Below are 17,634 nucleotides of genomic sequence, written 5' to 3'. Positions count from 1 at the left end.
ATTAATAGTTAATGACCTGTTCGACCATATGGGCTGGAAGCTCGCGGAACTCGTACTTTTGCGTACGTAATTGTGGGCTGAATCCAGCTTCCAAAATAGCTTCCTGTATTGATTTAGATGTGAATCTATGGGGTGCACCTGCTGCAGAGACGACATTTTCTTCGATCATGATGGAACCAAAGTCGTTTGCTCCGGCATGTAGACACAATTGGGCAGTACGTTTTCCGACAGTGAGCCAAGAAGCTTGTATGTTTTTGATGTTAGGAAGCATAATGCGGCTCAAGGCAATCATGCGGATATATTCTTCACTTGTTACGTTATTGGTAATACCGCGAAGTCTTTTCAATAAGGTGCCATCATCTTGGAAAGGCCAGGGAATGAATGCTATAAATCCATGAGATTCCTGAGGTTTTTCATCCTGTACTTCGCGAATCCACACCAAATGTTCAAAACGTTCTTCTATTGTTTCGATATGACCAAACATCATGGTGGCAGAAGTTGGTAAATTGATTTTATGGGCTGCCCGCATAACATCTAGCCATTCCTTACCACCGCATTTTCCCTTTGATATAAGACGTCTCACGCGATCATTGAGAATTTCAGCTCCGGCTCCAGGTAGAGAGTCCAGTCCAGCTTCTTTCAATTGTGTCAAAACTTCAATATGGCTCATGTTCTCCAACTTGGAAATATGCGCAATTTCAGGTGGGCCGAGTGAATGTAGTTTTAGTGTAGGGTAAAGCTCTTTTAATTGCTTATAAAGGTTTTTGTAAAACTCAATACCCAAATCCGGGTGATGGCCACCTTGCAGCAGCAGTTGATCTCCACCGTATTTAAAAGTTTCCTCTATTTTTTGTTTATAGCTTTCGATATCGGTAATGTAACTCTCTTCATGACCGGGACGGCGGAAAAAGTTGCAAAATTTGCAATTAGCAACACACACATTTGTGGTATTGACATTTCTGTCGATCTGCCAGGTTACCTTACCGTGAGGCACTTGTATCTTACGCAATTCATTGGCTACGAAAGTCAAATCAGCTGTAGGTGCGTTTTTATATAAAAAAACACCTTCTTCCTTTGATAGGAACTCAAATCGGAGCGCCCGTTCTAATAAATTACTTACATTCATTAACAACAAATATAAGCACCTTTTAGTTTATTTGGACCTATTTGTAGAATATTTGACATTGCACAATGAATTTTGGGTAAGGTTTTCGGTAATGAAAACAAAAGGATGTGCTTGTGTAACAATAGTATTGCAATTCGGCTTAGTGTATAAAATACAATAACTTGATTTATAGCACTTTGTGAATTAATTAAGATTTTTCCTTTTTTTTTACATTTATTATTCTTTACATTTATTTAACAGATTTTAACATTTCTGGAAAATAACCAAATTAAGTAAAAAATGAATAACCAAGGGGAATGAAACTGTCAACGATATCGCATTGTTGTCGTCAGACCTAAAAAAATGACCAAGAACTTAAATAAACCAATATCAGCTAAAACAACTAAAGAATAAACATAAATTTTTTAAACCACCTATTTAGTAAAATTATGATGAAAAAAACGGACAAAAATTGCTGTTTTGATCTCATATTGGGCCAAAAGTTCAATAAGAGGTTTCTGCTTATGAGTTCTCTTCTCATTGGGGGAGGAATGACCACTCATGGATTTGCCAGTGGATTAGTTAGCCATGGCAAAGTTGAAGTCGTTTCATTAATGAAAACAAAGAGTATACAGCAGACGCCTATCAAGGGTGTCGTGAAAGATGCTGCTACAGGTCAAGGTATTACTGGTGTATCTGTGAAGGTTAAGGGAAGTAGTAACGGGACGTCGACCGACGAGAATGGTGCGTTTACCATTCAAGGAAAGGTAGGGGATGTGTTGATTGTTAGTTACATTGGGTATAAAAGCACTGAAGTTACTGTTTCTTCAAAAGCTGATCTTGCCATTTCGTTGAGCGGTTCAGAAGATGCCTTGGAAGAGGTCGTTGTGACAGGTTATTCGGCACAGCGTAAGAAAGATTTAACAGGTGCGGTCGCTGTTGTCAATGTGAAGGAATTGAAGACCACACCGGCTGCGAGTGCTGTTGAGGCATTGCAAGGGCGAGCAACAGGGGTTCAGATCGTAGTGGACGGCGCTCCTGGTTCTACACCACAGATTAAAATTCGTGGCTATAGTACGATTAACAACAATGAACCTCTTTACATTATTGATGGAGTGCCTTATGAAGGAAAGTTAAGCTGGTTGAATCAAAATGATATTGAAACAATGCAGGTGTTAAAAGATGCATCAGCAGCTTCAATTTATGGTTCACGCGCAAACAACGGTGTCGTAATTATTACAACTAAAATTGGTAAAGAGGGAAAACCTCAATTTAACCTTGATTCTTACTATGGTGTACAAGTACCAAACAGCTCACGTTTTCCAAAAATGTTGTCTCCACAACAAACTTTGGATATAGAAAATAGATTAAATGGCACAAATAATGTGCTTCCGGACTATCTTATCGCTGGACCTAAAGTAGGCGGTAAAGATGTAATCACTGCAGCGGATATCGATATGTCAAAATATAAATACGATGCAAGCAGCCGTTCGGACTTCTATCAGATTACGAAAGCAAATAAGGCCGGAACGAACTGGTTTGATGCTTTGTCTCAAAATGCCCCCACACAATCACATCAGCTTAGTGTTTTAGGCGGCGGAGAGAACGCTTCATACGCGATTTCTGGTGGTTATCTGAAACAAAAAGGGACAATTATTCACACGGGGTTCGAAAAATACAATCTTCGTTCAAATACGCGTTTTTCGGCTTTCAACAATAAATTGCGTTTTGGGGAGAATATGCAATATAGCTTTACGGAGGGATTTGGTGTAGGTGTAAATACCAATGTTGCTGGTGATTATATCGGTGAAGGTAGTGCATTAGGTTTTGCATATCGTATACACAATATTATTCCAGTATATGATGAAGGTGGAAATTTTGCGGGATCCGTTGGTGGCCAATTTGGTAATGGTGAAAATCCGGTAGCTATTGCTTACCGTGCAAAAGACAATAGAAACAAGAGCAATATGTTTTTCGGTAACGTTTTCGGTGAATTTGATATTGTCTCAGGTTTGACCTTCCGAAGCAGCTTTGGTATGAAGTATGAGAATTACAATGGTGTTTCTTATACTTATCCAAATCCTGAATTTACAGAAGGAAGTTTTAATAATGGAATAAATGAATATTTTGGATTGAATAAAGAATGGACCTGGACAAATACATTAAATTACAAAGCGACATTTAATGACGAGCATACGTTAAGTATTCTTGCGGGTACAGAGGCAATTCAAAACCGTAATAGACAAATTTCAGGAAAAGGAAATGGCTTTTTCACGATGTCAAGTCTTGATTATCTCTATTTGGGTGCTGCATCTACAGGTCGTGTAAGTGATGGTTCGGGTGCAATTGGATCACTGTTTTCGATCTTTGGAAAAGTGGATTATTCGTTCAAAGATCGTTATATCTTAAGTGCAACTGTACGTCGCGATGGTTCTTCTAACTTTGGACCGAACAACAAGTATGGAACGTTCCCAGGGGCGAGTGCGGCTTGGCGTTTGTCGCAAGAAGAGTTCATGAAAGGTGTTTCATGGATTTCTGACCTAAAAATCAGAGCAGGTTATGGGGTAACGGGTAACCAACGTATTCCAGCTAACCAATATTTAAATCGTTATCAAGTTGCTATTAATTCTTCTTCTTATCCAATCGATGGAAGTTTAACATCGGGTATGTGGCAGAATGCGTATAATAATCCTGATGTAAAATGGGAACAAGTATCCGCATTGAACATTGGTTTGGACTTTACGCTTGCCCAAGGTGACTTTGATGGTTCTTTCGACTGGTATAACAAGAAAACGAAAGACATGTTATACCTGCTACCATTACCAGCGGTTGCCGCCGGTCGTGCGGGATCACCTTATGTAAATATTGGTGATATGCAAAACAAAGGGGTTGAGTTTTCATTGAATTACCATTATGGAAGACGTCAAGAAAGCCAATTTAAATTCGATCTGTCGGCTACAATATCGCGAAATGTGAACAAAGTTGTTGCCTTGGCGCCTTCTGTTACTCAACAGGTTTACGGTAGCTTTAGAAGTATGGAAACTTCTATCTTAAAACCAGGAGAGCCAATTGGTGCTTTTTATGGTTATAAGGTAATCGGTATCTATTCGGATGCAGATATGTCAAATGCAAGCGTGGCCAAATATGAGGATGGAAAATCGCGAGCAGGCGGACTTAAATTTGCGGATATTAACGGTGATGGAAAAATCGATGCCAGCGATCGTACGATCATAGGTAGTCCACATCCTGATTTTGTGTACTCATTCAATATCAATGCATCTTATAAAAATTTTGACTTTATGGCTTATTTCTATGGGTCAAAGGGTAACCAAAATTATGAGGCGACGCGTTATTTTACGGATTTTGGCGTATTTAGAGGCCAAAAAAGTGTACGTGTCTTAGACGCATGGGATGCCAAAACAAATCCTTCAAGCATGATTCCGTCGCAAGTGGTGGGGGCATCGGCGTACGAATATGCTTCTTCGAGCTATTACGTTCAGGATGCGAGCTTCTTAAAGTTGAAGAATCTGCAGGTTGGATATAATTTTGATACAAATAAGGTGTTCGGTAATAATACCGGTATCAAAAAATTGCGTGCCTATATTGGTGCAACAAATCTATTTACAATCACAAAATATCAAGGCCTAGACCCAGAAGTAAGTGCAACACCTTCAACATATTCTGCTTTGGGGGTAGACTTCGGAGTGTATCCACAAGCACGTCAGTATATGTTGGGTGTGAGTCTTGGTTTTTAAGGTTTAATGATTTAAGTTAAAATTTGATTGAAATGAAAAAAAGAAATATAATCGTCGTTCTCGGAATATCAATGGCTTTGCTATCTTCTTGTGGTAAATCTTTCCTGGAACGTATTCCACAGGGGGAGTTGTCTGACACGCAGGTTGCTAACTCAAAGGGTATTGAAGCTGAATTGATTGGTGCATACGGCATTTTAAATGGCAATGTCAATGGTACTTGGGGAAACTATTCTTCAGCACCTAGCCAGTGGTTGTTTGGAGAGGTTGCGGGGGATAACGCCCATAAAGGTTCTGAAGCTACCGATCAACCTAATATGAATATGATCGAGTTTCATACACCAAATAGTTCTAATGATAACCTGAGCCAGATGTGGGAGGTATACTATGAGGGTGTGCTCAGAGCAAATAATACGTTACGACTTTTGAATGCGGATCAGGCTGGTGCAAAAACAGTGACTGCGGACCGTGCAAAGCAAATTCAAGGTGAAGCCAGGTTATTGCGTGCACATTATTATTTTTACCTCTGGCGTGTTTTCAAAAACTTAGCCTACGTGGATGAGACTATGACGGTGGATGAGGCCAAGGTTAAACCTAATAAAGATGATGTATTGCCTAAGATCATCGACGATCTAAAATTTGCAGTGGATAATCTTCCTGCCACTAAGATCAACCAACAATCAGGCCGTATGGATAAAAATATCGCTAAGGCATATTTAGGTAAGGTTTATTTATACCAGAAAAAATATGCTGATGCATTGGCCTTGTTTAAAGACGTTATCGGTGCAAAGGATCTTCGTACGATGCCGTATCAAAATAACTTTGACGTACTTACAAAAGACGGCCCAGAGGCATTACTGGTGTCGAAACACGTGATTAACCCAGATGGATCTGGTGACAATGCCAATGTTGGCGATATGTTGTCTGGATTAAATGGAAGTAATCCTGTAGGTTGTTGTGGTTTCTATCAGCCGACTATTGATTTGGTCAATGCGTATAAAGTCGATGCAAATGGCTTACCATTGTTGGATGGTTCTTATCGCAATAATCCATATAAATCAGATTTCGGTTTGTCTGATGAGGCAAAGAAAACATACAAACTTGATGTGACGCTTCGTTTTGATCCACGGTTGGATTATACGGTTGGTCGTAGAGGTGTAAATTTCTATGATTATGGTGTCATGCCAGGCGATGCATGGATTCGTGAGGTGAGCTCGGGAGGACCATTTGTTGGTATAAAAACAATGATTCCGAAGAGTCTGCATGCGACACATACGGCGTCAGGAGCGGCATATATTACTGACTTGGATGTTAATATTATTCGTTTAGCTGATGTTGTTTTAATGGCAGCCGAATGTCAAGTTGAATTGGGCGACTTAGGTGCTGCGATGAATCTGGTAAATGCAGTTCGTGAACGTGCGGCAAAACTACCTCCTAAAACGACTGGCGATAATGTTGCGGCGGCAGTATATGTTGTTAAACCCTATACTTCTTTCCCAGACCAAAACTATGCGCGTAAAGCCGTTCGTTTTGAACGTCGTTTAGAATTGGCGATGGAAGGACATCGTTTCTATGACCTCGTGCGTTGGGGTGAGGCGAAAACTGTATTGGAAAGCTATGCAACGTTTGAAGGTGGTTTTATGTCCCGTTATAAAGGTTTAAACTATAAGCCACAAAATGATTACTTCCCAATTCCACAATCGCAGATTGACAGAAGTGGTGGAGCTCTGACACAAAATCAAGGGTATTAATTTTTGATAGTTTTAACAAGGAAAGGGGGAGGCGGATGTCTCCCCCTTTCCTTGTTAAGGGTTTGTGTCTGATCAAAGGATTTGTATCTGAATTTTGGCAATAGACGAAAGGGAGTTCATGCAGTTTTTTGTATGTTTGAACTGATGAAAAAAATTTTAAGTGCATTATTGCTGCTTTGGTTTCTGCCCGCTGCTACTTTTGTAGCTAAAGCTCAGAGCTTTGAGGATGTTTATCAGCTATTTCAAGAATCTAAAATATTAAATGATCATTTTGTTGGTTTTTCTTTATACGACCTCAATGCCAATAAATATGTCATGGACATAAACGGCAATAAGCATTTTACGCCGGCTTCCAATACGAAAATGTATACCACGTATGCTGCACTGGCACTGTTGGGCGATTCAATACCTGGTTTGGAGTATGTGGAACGCGGAGACTCGTTGCTTATCTGGGGGACTGGTGATCCGACCTTTCTGCATAATCGTTTAGATACCCGGGTAGTATACAACTTTTTGAAAAATACGAATAAACGCATTTTTGTTGTACCAGGAACAATGAAGAATAAGTTCTTTGCGCATGGTTGGGCTATGGAAGATTTTGAGGCTTACTATCAACCTGAAATCAGTACATTTCCTATTTATGGCAATGTGGTCACTTTTCGACAAAAAGGTTATAATTATCTATCGACCTCTCCAGCAAGTTTTCAAAATTCACTGGATTTTTTGCCGGAACCCAAGGTGGGCGATTTTGAACTTTCCCGGTCATTTCGTGCAAATTCCTTTTGGATGTCCAAGCACTCCATTCCCAGCGGTTATGTCAATGAAGTTCCATTTATCTATTCTGATAGCTTATTTACTAAATTATTGTCGGATAGTCTAGGTAAATCCGTCACCTTGCTATCTTACCAAAAACCAAGCAATACCAAGATACTCTATTCCGGCAGTACCAAAAATTTAATCCGTGAAATGATGTTGCCAAGTGATAATTTTATTGCTGAACAGTTTTTGATGATGTGTTCGTGGAAACAATTCAGTCAATTTGATACTTACTTGGTACGGGACTGGATGAAGAATAACGTTTATAAGTACTTTTCAGCTGAGGTCGCCTTATTTGATGGATCGGGCCTGTCGTCCTATAACAAGGTGACTCCGCAGAATAATGTAGATCTATTGGTCCTCTTGAAAAATAAGTTACCGGATGAGCAAGAGCGTTTCCGTCTTTTTCCGGCTGGAGGTGTCGATGGCACCCTAAAACGTACCTATAGCAAAGATCTCGGTGAACCGTTTGTTTTTGCTAAAACGGGAACGATTACATCTGTCTATAATCAGAGCGGTTATCTGATTACGCGGACAGGAAGGCGCTTGGCATTTTCTTTTATGAACAATAATTATATAGATGATCGAGCAAGTGTAATTCGTAAAGAAATGGCTAAAATAATTACTTATATTCGTCAAACTTATTAAGCCAATTTAAATGGAAGCAATTGTAAAAAACAATAAAAAATTGATTCGTTCTTGGGCCATGTTCGATTGGGCCAATTCTGCTTACAACCTTGTTATTACTTCCACGATATTCCCTGTTTATTATACCGCAATTACGACGACAAAAGAGCATGGTGATGTTGTTCGTTTCTTTGGGATTGAAGTCGTCAATACCGCACTTTCCAATTTTTCTTTGGCCTTTGCCTATTTGCTGATGTCTTTTTCTTTGCCCTTTATTTCTTCCTACGCTGATGCAAAGGGGAAAAAGAAACAGATTATGAAATTTTTCACCTATGTTGGAGCGGTTGCATGTATGTGCTTATTTTTCTTCAAGCTTGAAACGTTGGAAATTGGCATCATTTGTTTTGTGCTTGCAGCGATGGGGTATATTGGCGGTGTTTTGTTTAACAATTCTTATTTACCGCTTTTGGCGACTGTCGATCAACAAGATAAAGTGAGTGCGCAAGGTTTTGCTTATGGATATATTGGCTGTGTCACTTTACAGATTCTTTGTTTTATAGTGGTGCTTAAACCTGAATGGTTTGGTATTACAGATGCTTCACTACCGGCTCGTATATCGTTTCTAATGGTCGGATTGTGGTGGCTTGGGTTTTCAATGATCCCTTTTAAATACCTGCCTAAAATTGATGCGACCGAGAATAACACCGGTAAGAGTTTTGTACAGAATGTACGGGATGAATTCGGCCATGTTATCCAAAAGATCAAAGGTATTCCAGAAATAAAACAGTTTTTGCCGGCTTTTTTCTTTTATGCAATTGGTGTTCAGACCTTGATGATTGTAGCCTCTTCTTTTGGGGAGAAAATTTTGCATTTAGGCGCAGAAAGGTTGATTGCAACAATTCTTCTCATCCAGCTCGTGGCTATCTTAGGTGCATTTTTAATGTCTTATTTATCTACGCTTTTTGGAAATATTAAGGTGTTGATCGTTGTGGTGATGATCTGGATCGGCATCTGTATTGCAGCATTTTATTTATCTACTCCACTTCAGTTTTATATAATTGCTGCACTGGTCGGTTTAGTGATGGGCGGGATTCAGTCCTTATCACGTTCAACCTATTCTAAGTTAATTCCGACGGATATTAAAGATACGACGGCTTTCTTCTCTTTTTATGACGTTACAGAAAAAGTTGCTATTGTCATTGGATTATTCTCATTCGGGTTTATAGAACAGGTAACACATAATATTCGATATTCGGCATTGGTTCTTTCTTTATTTTTTGTAATTGGATTGTTACTTTTGGTCCGGATATTAGTATCCAATAAATCTTAATTTTATTGATTGAATTGCATATGAAAGTAGAACTTTTTGTTCCTTGTTTTATAGATCAGCTTTACCCTGAAACCGCTTTTAATACGGTTCGTTTATTAGAAAAAGTCGGTTGCGAGGTCGTCTATAATCCTGAGCAGACATGCTGTGGCCAGCCGGCCTATAATGCTGGATTTTGGGATGATGCGAAACAGGTCGGACGGAAGTTTTTAGGTGACTTCTCGGGAGATCATGTGATTATTTCTCCTTCGGCGTCCTGTACTGGTATGGTACGACATGCTTATAATGATTTATTCGCAAATTCGGCAGATTCCCATCAATGTCATAAAATACAACAACAGGTGATGGAAATCTCTGATTTTTTAGTAAACGTGCTAAAAAAAGAGTATTTTGGAGCTGAATTGGAGGGTGTTGCGGTGTACCATGATTCTTGCTCGGCTTTGCGAGAGTGCAAAATTAAAGAGGAACCACGGAAATTATTGAGTAAGGTCTTAGGTTTGGAGATGGTGGAGGTGAAAGATAGCGAGACATGTTGTGGGTTTGGGGGAAGTTTTGCCGTTAAATTCGAAGGAATATCCGCAGCAATGGCTGAGCAAAAAGTGCGCAATGCACTTGATCTGAATGCGGATTATATTATTTCCACTGATTCATCTTGTTTGCTACAGCTTCAATCTTATATCGATAAACATAAATTACCCATTCAGACGATGCACCTCGTTGATGTGTTGACCACTGGCTGGGGAAATATTTAAATAACACATTAAATCTAAACACATGAATTCAAGAAGAGATTTTCTTAAAAACCTTGCGCTAGCATCTGCTGGTATCGCATTAGCTCCCTCATTGGAGAGTTTTGCGGCAGCAAAGAAAGATTGGTTTGACATTTCCTTGGCTGAATGGTCATTGCATAAATCCTTGTTTAAGGGAGATTTGAACAATTTGGATTTTCCGGTATTGGCTGCCAAAAAATACGGTATCTATGGGGTAGAATATGTGAATCAGTTTTTTAAAGATAAGGCTAATGATAATAATTACCTTACTGAGCTAAATATGCGCGCGAAAGATAATGGTGTACGTAATGTACTTATTATGATTGATGGTGAAGGAAATCTCGGTGACGAAGATGAAACAAAGAGAAAACAAGCTGTGCAAAACCATTATAAGTGGATTTCTGCAGCTAATTTCTTAGGTTGTCATGCCATTCGTGTCAATGCGGCTGGAAAAGGAACGCCTGAGGAAGTGAGTAAGCGTGTTGTTGAAAGTTTAACAACACTATCTGATATCGGTAAAAAAGCGGGCATTAGCATTATTGTAGAAAACCATGGTGGTATCTCTTCGCATGGTGACTGGTTGGCCAATACATTAAAAGCAGTGGGTAGTAAATATTGTGGAAGTTTACCCGATCTTGGTAATTTCTATGAGTATGATCGTTACCAAGGTGTAACGGATTTAATGCCTTATGCGCATGGTGTGAGTGCCAAAACACATGATTTTGATGCCAATGGTAATGAAACGCAAATTGACTATGAGCGTATGTTGAAGATTGTTAAAAAGGCAAAATTCAAAGGTTATGTGGGGATTGAATATGAGGGAAGTAAGTTGAGTGAGGAAGAGGGTATTTTTGCTACTAAAAAATTATTGGAACGTTTGCGTCCTTTGATTTAAAATTTAACTATTCGAGTTCTGTCTATGGACAGAACTCGAATAGTTAAATAGGTTTTAATTGATGTGTTGCTCGGATGCAACAACTAAAAAAACTGAAGTCCATTTGTTAGAAACCTATTAAAATCTTCACTATCTTGCTTGAGTATATGAAGATGAGTGAATAACTACTTTCTTGGTGTAGAGGACCATCGGATTTTTCCATTTACTGATGGTATACTTTATAAATGGAAATCGCACTACCTTATTTTGAAAAATAACGACTAAAAAAACATGAATTTTGAAAAAAATGCTGTTCTTGAAACCCATTTGCAAAAAGTAGGGGCGGAACATGTATTGGTACAAGGGCATCCAGCCGGCTTGTTCGTATTATTCTTCACAGAGATGTGGGAGCGTTTTAGCTATTATGGTATGCGGGCGCTGTTGGTGAATTTTCTAGTTTCTACCATCGCCCAACAAGGATGGGGCTGGACCAACTCCGAATCTATGAAGCTTTACGGTTTGTACACCGGGATGGTATTTTTAACGCCCTTGTTCGGCGGGATTATAGCCGACCGTCTTACAGGATATAAAAAATCCATTATGGTGGGGGCTATAATTATGACTCTTGGGCATATCGCTATGGCTTTAGAGGGATTTAATAAAAGCTTTTTTTTGGTAGGGTTGGTGCTGATTGTTTTGGGAAATGGTCTGTTCAAACCCAATATTTCTTCGATGGTAGGAAAATTATATCCAGATAAAGGCGGTAAAAAGGATGCGGGGTATACCATTTTTTATATGGGTATCAATGGAGGGGCATTTTTGGGTATGATGCTATGCGGCTATATTGGTGAGAAGATCGGCTGGCATTATGGTTTTGGGCTTGCCGGAATATTTATGTTTTTGGGAATGTTGCAATTTTATTTTGCGCAGCCCATCTTCGGAAAGATTGGAAATACACCCGAGAAACAAGAAGAGCTAACCGATATTGCAGCGGGTCAAGAAGAAAATCCGCAACATATTGTGCGTGATCGATTGCTTGTAATAGCCATTTTTATGTTGTCAAGTATTGTCTTCCATTTAGCTTTTGAACAAGCGGGTGGCTCGATGACGATCTTTGCAAAAAATTATACACAGCGGGTATTGAGTGGTGACGTGGCGGTTTTATTTAAATGGTTCGACGCTACATTGACGGTTTTGCCGATTGTGGTAATTACTGGGGTACTGTTTGTTTTAGCGAAGAAAATCATACGCAAATACCCGATGATTATACTTTTTTCGAGCATTTCTTTTGTGATCATCTGGTCCTTGTGTCTTTGGAAGGTTTATCGGGAGTATTATGGTATGAATTCGGAAGTTACTGTATCCTGGTTTCCGATGTTAAATTCTTTCTTTATCATTACGCTGGCTACATCATTTAGTAAGATCTGGGAGAAAGTATGGAATCCTTCTGGTCCAATTAAGTTTGCAATGGGACTGACATTGGTTGGAGTTGGTTTTGCAGCACTATCTATTGGAAGCTCCGAGATTCCTACCGGTGCAAGGACGGCCTCTGTTAGTATGATATGGCTGGTATTGGCATACTTTTTTCATACAGTGGGCGAATTGTGTATTGGTCCGGTTGGACTTTCTTATGTCAGTAAACTATCGCCCAAAAAATTCCTGGGGTTATTGTTTGGTTTTTGGTTTTGTGCCAATGCCATAGCTAATTTTATAGGGGGCTTTATTGGGTCGTATATTGATAAGATTACTGAATCTCATTCGATGTCTTACTTCTTTGCTGTATTTACAGTGATCCCTATGGTGGCTGCTGTATTTCTTATTCTAGGCAACAAAAAAATAAAAAAGATGATGCATGGAATTGATTAATTCATAGAAAAATAGTGTATCTTCAAGCGATTTTTATCAAAATAAAAACAAAACCTGAGTTATAAAAAAATTATTGAAATTATATGAATCAAGAAAAAGATCAAGTTCTTGTAGCGCATCTTGCTAAGCAGGGGATCGATGACAAGATGGTAAATGGACATCCTGCCGGATTATTTGTCCTATTCTTTACAGAGATGTGGGAGCGGTTTAGCTATTACGGTATGCGGGCATTGTTGACCTTATTTTTAATAAGTTCCATTGCTGATGGAGGATGGGAATGGAGTAATGAACGGGCCATGAAACTTTACGGTTTGTATACTGGTTTCGTCTATTTGACACCATTGATCGGTGGAATGATAGCGGATAAGCTAACCGGTTTTAAAAAGGCAATTTTGATCGGTGCTTTGGTCATGACCTTGGGGCATTTGTCTATGGCATTTGAGGGCGTAAATTCAAATTTCTTTTATCTTGGTCTTGTCTTAATGATCCTAGGAAACGGGATGTTTAAACCTAATATTTCTTCCATGGTGGGAAATCTCTACCCAGATCAAAGTCCTAAAAAGGACGCTGGTTATACCATATTTTATATGGGAATCAATGCCGGATCATTTTTAGGAATGCTATTATGTGGTTACATTGGTGAGAAGATCGGTTGGCATTATGGATTCGGACTCGCTGGAGTGTTTATGTTCTTTGGTATGTTGCAATTCTATTTTGGACAAAAGATATTTGGTATCATCGGAGATTCTCCTAAAGCACTTCAGGCTTACCATGAAAAAAAGATCAAGAATCACGAAGAAGAGGAAGAGGTCATTCCAGCACATGTTGTCCGAGATAGATTGATCGTCGTCACCATATTCATGTTGGCTAGTGTAGTTTTCTTTCTGTCTTTTGAACAAGCAGGCGGATCCATGTCAATATTCGCAAAGGATTATACACAGAGGGTTCTGTCTGGAAGTTCGGCTGTGACATTTAAATGGATTGATACTATTTTGACCATTGTGCCAATTGTCATTGTGACGATCGTTTTAACGGCATTGGCTAGAAAGATATATAAACAATATCCGTTAACAATCTTATTTACTGGTATTTCGTTTGGTATAATTTGGTGTTTGGGACTTTGGAAAGTCTTTAGAGAAATAGGAATAACTGGATCAGAAGTCGGCGCTTCATGGTTTCAGATTTTGAATGCATTTTTTATCATTTCACTGGCATCGTCATTTAGTAAATTCTGGGAAAAAATATGGAATCCATCTGGTCCTGTTAAGTTTGCATTGGGCTTAATATTAGTGGGTATCGGATTTGCGGCACTGGCTTATGGGGCAAGCGAGATTCCTCAAGGTGCCAAGACAGCCTCGGTCAGTATGATTTGGCTTGTAATCGCCTATTTTTTCCATTCCGCAGGAGAGCTTTGTTTGTCTCCTGTTGGTTTGTCTTATGTCAGTAAGCTTTCTCCAAAGAAATTTTTGGGACTTCTTTTCGGTTGTTGGTTCTGTGCTTCGGCTATTGCCAATTTTATCGGTGGATTTTTAGGGTCATACATTGATCGCATTACAGAAGAACATTCGATGTCTTACTTCTTTATGATATTTGCAATAGTTCCGGGAGTTACTGCATTGTTGTTGATCATCTTTAACCCCTTATTGAAAAAAATGATGCACGGCATCAACTAAATTGTTGTAGAAGGTGAGCATATAAAAGCGGTTGGCTGATCAGTACTTCGATCAACCAACCGCTTTTTATATTCTTTTATTCCTCCACTTTCAAAAGTAGTTTATCGATGCGGTGCCCATCCATATCAAGCACTTCGAAAACCAGATTTTTAAATCGGACACGTTCGCCTTCTTCGGGCACGTGATCTAATCTTAGGAACACTAGGCCTCCTACGGTAGTTACATTGTTGATCCCATCTTCGTCTTCCTCAGAAAGACCGATTTCAAATTCATCCAAAAGGTCCTCGATCTGATATTGTCCGTCGACAACATAATCGCCGTTTTCCAATTGACGTATTGTCGGTCGGGCACTTAGGTCGCTTTCGGTGATGTTCCCTACCAAATCGCCAACGATATCCCGTAACGTAATGATTCCCTGTGGCGAACCATATTCATCAATGACAACCGCCTGATGTATACTGGAGGTGCGCAGGGTATTCATGATGCTATAAGATGAGCTAAATTCGTTCACAAATTTGATGGGTAACATAAGCATTCTTAGATCAAATGGTTCGTTTTGGAGGCATTGTCGTAGTAAGGACTTTACATGAACAACACCTTTAATATTGTCGAGTCCACCTTCACAGACCGGGTAGATGGAATGATCGTTGTCCAGTATGATCTTTCTGTTTTCTTCAAAAGAATCTTCCAGATCCAAAAAAACAATGTTTTTGCGGTGAGTCATTAGGTTGACCGCCTTTTTGTCCCCTAAACTCAATAGACGGTCGACGATATCGTGCTCAATACCTTCGATGACACCACTGTCGACACCTTCGTCTACTAGCGCCTTAATTTCTTCTTCCGTGACACTATTGCCGCTACTCTTGATATTGAGTATTTTGACAATAAACTCTGTCGACATACTGAGTAGCCATACAAATGGTCGTACGATTTTGCTGAGCAGGTTCATCGGGTAAGCGATTAGCATGGCATACTTCTCCGGAATAGCCATACCGATACGTTTGGGGACTAATTCACCAAGCACCAACGAAAAGTAGGTGATGATAAAGACGACAATGATTACAGCGAGCTGTTCGCTATAGGGGGCTATAATACTGGACTTATTAAATATGCCGACTAGATATGTGGAAATACTACCACCAGAAAAAAAACCGGTTAGAATGCCGATAAGGGTAATGCCTATTTGTACAGTGGATAGAAAGTTGTTGGGCGATTCTTTTAGGTTTAGCGCTATTTTGGCTGCAGCATTGTTTTTATCGCTTTCAGCCTGTAGCCTTGCCTTTCTGCTGGATACGATGGATATTTCTGATGCCGATAGTATTCCGTTTAGAATAATCAGGACTAAAATAATAATTGCTTCGGTAAGCATAATGAGTTGAAAAAGTTGTTTGCTAGTGCTAATTTACGGAAAAGACCAGCTAAAAAGTAGGATTATTATGATTATGTCAAGCATCCATAAAAAAAGCCGTATATCTTTCAATACGGCTTTTATAATAATAAGAATGTTTTTTCAATTACATTCCACTGTCATCTAGCATAAAAGTATTTTTCTTGGTTTTCCATTTTCCTTTTGTGAAATCAGGGAATTCCAACGTTTTATTTCCTTTTGCAATAGACTCGGTAGATAATGGGAATACAGCACTCATGGTTACTGAATCATATACGTCAATTGGCGTCTGTACCTTTTGTTTTACCGCCTGAATGAACGCATTGAATACAAACCAGTCCATGCCACCATGACCAGAACCGTTTGCTACCGCTTCATATTTTTGCCAGATTGGGTGATCGTATTTCTTTACCCATTCATCTGCAGAATCCCACGTGTGTGGTTTGGATTTACCCTCGATGTGAATACCTTTTGCAACATCCATCCAAATACCATCTGTTCCTTGTACGCGGAAGCCGATAGAGTAAGGTCTTGGCAAGTGTGTATCATGCGTTAATAACATGGTTTCTCCATTTGCACATTGTAACATCGTTTGTGTGATATCACCATTTTTGTAATTGATCTTACCGTTGGGGTGTCCTGGGGAAACTTTATTGACATAGGCTGCCAATCCACGGGCTTTACTTGAGTACGAAGTGATATGGGTGAATCTGTTGCCCTTGTTGATATCTGCAAATTGCATAATTGGACCTAAACCGTGGGTAGGATATAGATCACCATCTTGATCGATATTGAACTGTGTACGCCATTGTGCCTCAGAAATCGCTTTCGGGCCATATTCAACGCCATGGCCATAATACGCTTTTCCGTCATTGAATAATACTTCGCGTAAATCGTGTTGATAACCGCCTTCCAGGTGCAACAATTCACCAAATAGTCCTTGTCTGTGCATATTCAATACAGCAAGTACGTCACGACGGAATGCCACATTTTCTAGGGTCATGTAAGGCTTTCCGGTTTCTTCGGATACTTTCACAATATCCCAGTGATCTTGTAGCGTTAGACCTGCTATAACCTCGCAACCTACGTATAGTCCAGCTTTCATTGCGTCAATAGCTTGGTTTTTGTGGAATTGCCAAGGTGTTGCAATAATGACAGCATCTAATTTTTCATTGCTTAACATCTTTTTGTAAGCATCAACGCCACCAGTATATTCTTTTGGAAGTTTGGTGCCTTTTGCGTTGAATTGTTTGCGGCATTGTGCTAGAGATTCTTCTTGGGTGTCACAGACAGCCACAATTTCTAAATCATCTCTGTTTAGGGCAATTTGAACGTGATTACGTCCTCTAAGACCCACACCAATAAAACCGATTTTTATCTTGCCATTTGTTTGGGCAAATAATTCTGTACTTGAAAGGACACCGATTCCAGCTGTAGTGATGGCAGTCGATTTTATGAAATTTCTTCTATCCATTGTTTTGAGATATAAGGAGTTTGTATATTAGTTATTTACTTGTTTGAAAACAGTCTTTGAGACTGGGTACTATTAACAAATATATTATTTCATTTGGGATAAATGAAAGTGCAAACGTTTGCTTAATTTTATTAAATTTCATGCAAACGTTTGATTGAAATAAAAATTATCATTTATTAATTCAATTTGTGATATTGCAAGCACATTGATGA

11 protein-coding genes are annotated in these 17,634 nt (G+C 39.3%); 8 read left to right on the top strand and 3 right to left on the bottom strand.

Annotated elements, in window-relative coordinates; all coding sequences use genetic code 11:
* Position 1: 1 nt before the first annotated feature.
* Positions 2-1,126 carry a cyclic dehypoxanthinyl futalosine synthase gene (gene mqnC, locus AAH582_RS20345; RefSeq protein ID WP_343320090.1) on the bottom strand — a complete coding sequence of 375 codons (1,125 nt, stop codon included), beginning with the start codon at positions 1,124-1,126 and terminating at the stop codon, positions 2-4.
* Between the two features lie 503 nt (positions 1,127-1,629).
* On the opposite strand from mqnC, the gene AAH582_RS20340 reads away from it, so the two are divergent.
* From AAH582_RS20340 to AAH582_RS20305, 8 genes are all read left to right on the top strand, one after another.
* Complete coding sequence (locus AAH582_RS20340; protein WP_084823073.1) at positions 1,630-4,860, top strand: SusC/RagA family TonB-linked outer membrane protein; 3,231 nt, start codon at positions 1,630-1,632, stop codon at positions 4,858-4,860.
* Between the two features lie 32 nt (positions 4,861-4,892).
* A complete protein-coding gene (locus AAH582_RS20335; protein ID WP_070566116.1) occupies positions 4,893-6,608 on the top strand; it encodes a RagB/SusD family nutrient uptake outer membrane protein in 1,716 nt (571 codons plus the stop codon).
* A gap of 144 nt (positions 6,609-6,752) precedes the next feature.
* Positions 6,753-8,072, top strand: coding sequence for a D-alanyl-D-alanine carboxypeptidase (locus AAH582_RS20330; protein WP_343320078.1), 1,320 nt, complete (start codon positions 6,753-6,755; stop codon positions 8,070-8,072).
* Between the two features lie 10 nt (positions 8,073-8,082).
* Entirely contained in the window at positions 8,083-9,381 is a 1,299-nt protein-coding gene (locus AAH582_RS20325) for an MFS transporter (RefSeq protein WP_046672366.1), read from the top strand.
* A 20-nt stretch (positions 9,382-9,401) separates the two neighbouring features.
* Positions 9,402-10,130 carry a (Fe-S)-binding protein gene (locus AAH582_RS20320; protein WP_070566110.1) on the top strand — a complete coding sequence of 243 codons (729 nt, stop codon included), beginning with the start codon at positions 9,402-9,404 and terminating at the stop codon, positions 10,128-10,130.
* A 22-nt stretch (positions 10,131-10,152) separates the two neighbouring features.
* Positions 10,153-11,043 (top strand): TIM barrel protein, encoded by an 891-nt coding sequence (locus AAH582_RS20315; protein ID WP_046672364.1) that lies wholly within the window; start codon positions 10,153-10,155, stop codon positions 11,041-11,043.
* A gap of 270 nt (positions 11,044-11,313) precedes the next feature.
* Positions 11,314-12,888 (top strand): peptide MFS transporter, encoded by a 1,575-nt coding sequence (locus AAH582_RS20310; protein WP_343320070.1) that lies wholly within the window; start codon positions 11,314-11,316, stop codon positions 12,886-12,888.
* Between the two features lie 83 nt (positions 12,889-12,971).
* Positions 12,972-14,561 carry a peptide MFS transporter gene (locus AAH582_RS20305; RefSeq protein ID WP_046671780.1) on the top strand — a complete coding sequence of 530 codons (1,590 nt, stop codon included), beginning with the start codon at positions 12,972-12,974 and terminating at the stop codon, positions 14,559-14,561.
* Between the two features lie 76 nt (positions 14,562-14,637).
* Here the strand turns inward: AAH582_RS20305 and AAH582_RS20300 are convergent, their stop codons facing one another.
* Together AAH582_RS20300 and AAH582_RS20295 are read right to left on the bottom strand one after the other, a co-directional pair.
* Entirely contained in the window at positions 14,638-15,930 is a 1,293-nt protein-coding gene (locus AAH582_RS20300) for a hemolysin family protein (RefSeq protein WP_343320068.1), read from the bottom strand.
* A gap of 145 nt (positions 15,931-16,075) precedes the next feature.
* Entirely contained in the window at positions 16,076-17,422 is a 1,347-nt protein-coding gene (locus tag AAH582_RS20295; RefSeq protein WP_046671778.1) for a Gfo/Idh/MocA family protein, read from the bottom strand.
* Between the last annotated feature and the right edge of the window lie 212 nt (positions 17,423-17,634).

The sequence above is a fragment of the Sphingobacterium multivorum genome (assembly GCF_039511225.1).
Lineage (GTDB): Bacteria > Bacteroidota > Bacteroidia > Sphingobacteriales > Sphingobacteriaceae > Sphingobacterium.
The sequence above is the reverse complement of the archived record's forward strand: the minus strand, read 5'-3'. Positions and strand labels throughout refer to the sequence as shown.

Bases quoted from the DNA above. Each gene is read 5' to 3' on its own strand.
- mqnC (WP_343320090.1), bottom strand. From the start codon at position 1,126: ATGAATGTAAGTAATTTATTAGAACGGGCGCTCCGATTTGAGTTCCTA.
- AAH582_RS20340 (WP_084823073.1), top strand. From the start codon at position 1,630: ATGAGTTCTCTTCTCATTGGGGGAGGAATGACCACTCATGGATTTGCC.
- AAH582_RS20335 (WP_070566116.1), top strand. From the start codon at position 4,893: ATGAAAAAAAGAAATATAATCGTCGTTCTCGGAATATCAATGGCTTTG.
- AAH582_RS20330 (WP_343320078.1), top strand. From the start codon at position 6,753: ATGAAAAAAATTTTAAGTGCATTATTGCTGCTTTGGTTTCTGCCCGCT.
- AAH582_RS20325 (WP_046672366.1), top strand. From the start codon at position 8,083: ATGGAAGCAATTGTAAAAAACAATAAAAAATTGATTCGTTCTTGGGCC.
- AAH582_RS20320 (WP_070566110.1), top strand. From the start codon at position 9,402: ATGAAAGTAGAACTTTTTGTTCCTTGTTTTATAGATCAGCTTTACCCT.
- AAH582_RS20315 (WP_046672364.1), top strand. From the start codon at position 10,153: ATGAATTCAAGAAGAGATTTTCTTAAAAACCTTGCGCTAGCATCTGCT.
- AAH582_RS20310 (WP_343320070.1), top strand. From the start codon at position 11,314: ATGAATTTTGAAAAAAATGCTGTTCTTGAAACCCATTTGCAAAAAGTA.
- AAH582_RS20305 (WP_046671780.1), top strand. From the start codon at position 12,972: ATGAATCAAGAAAAAGATCAAGTTCTTGTAGCGCATCTTGCTAAGCAG.
- AAH582_RS20300 (WP_343320068.1), bottom strand. From the start codon at position 15,930: ATGCTTACCGAAGCAATTATTATTTTAGTCCTGATTATTCTAAACGGA.
- AAH582_RS20295 (WP_046671778.1), bottom strand. From the start codon at position 17,422: ATGGATAGAAGAAATTTCATAAAATCGACTGCCATCACTACAGCTGGA.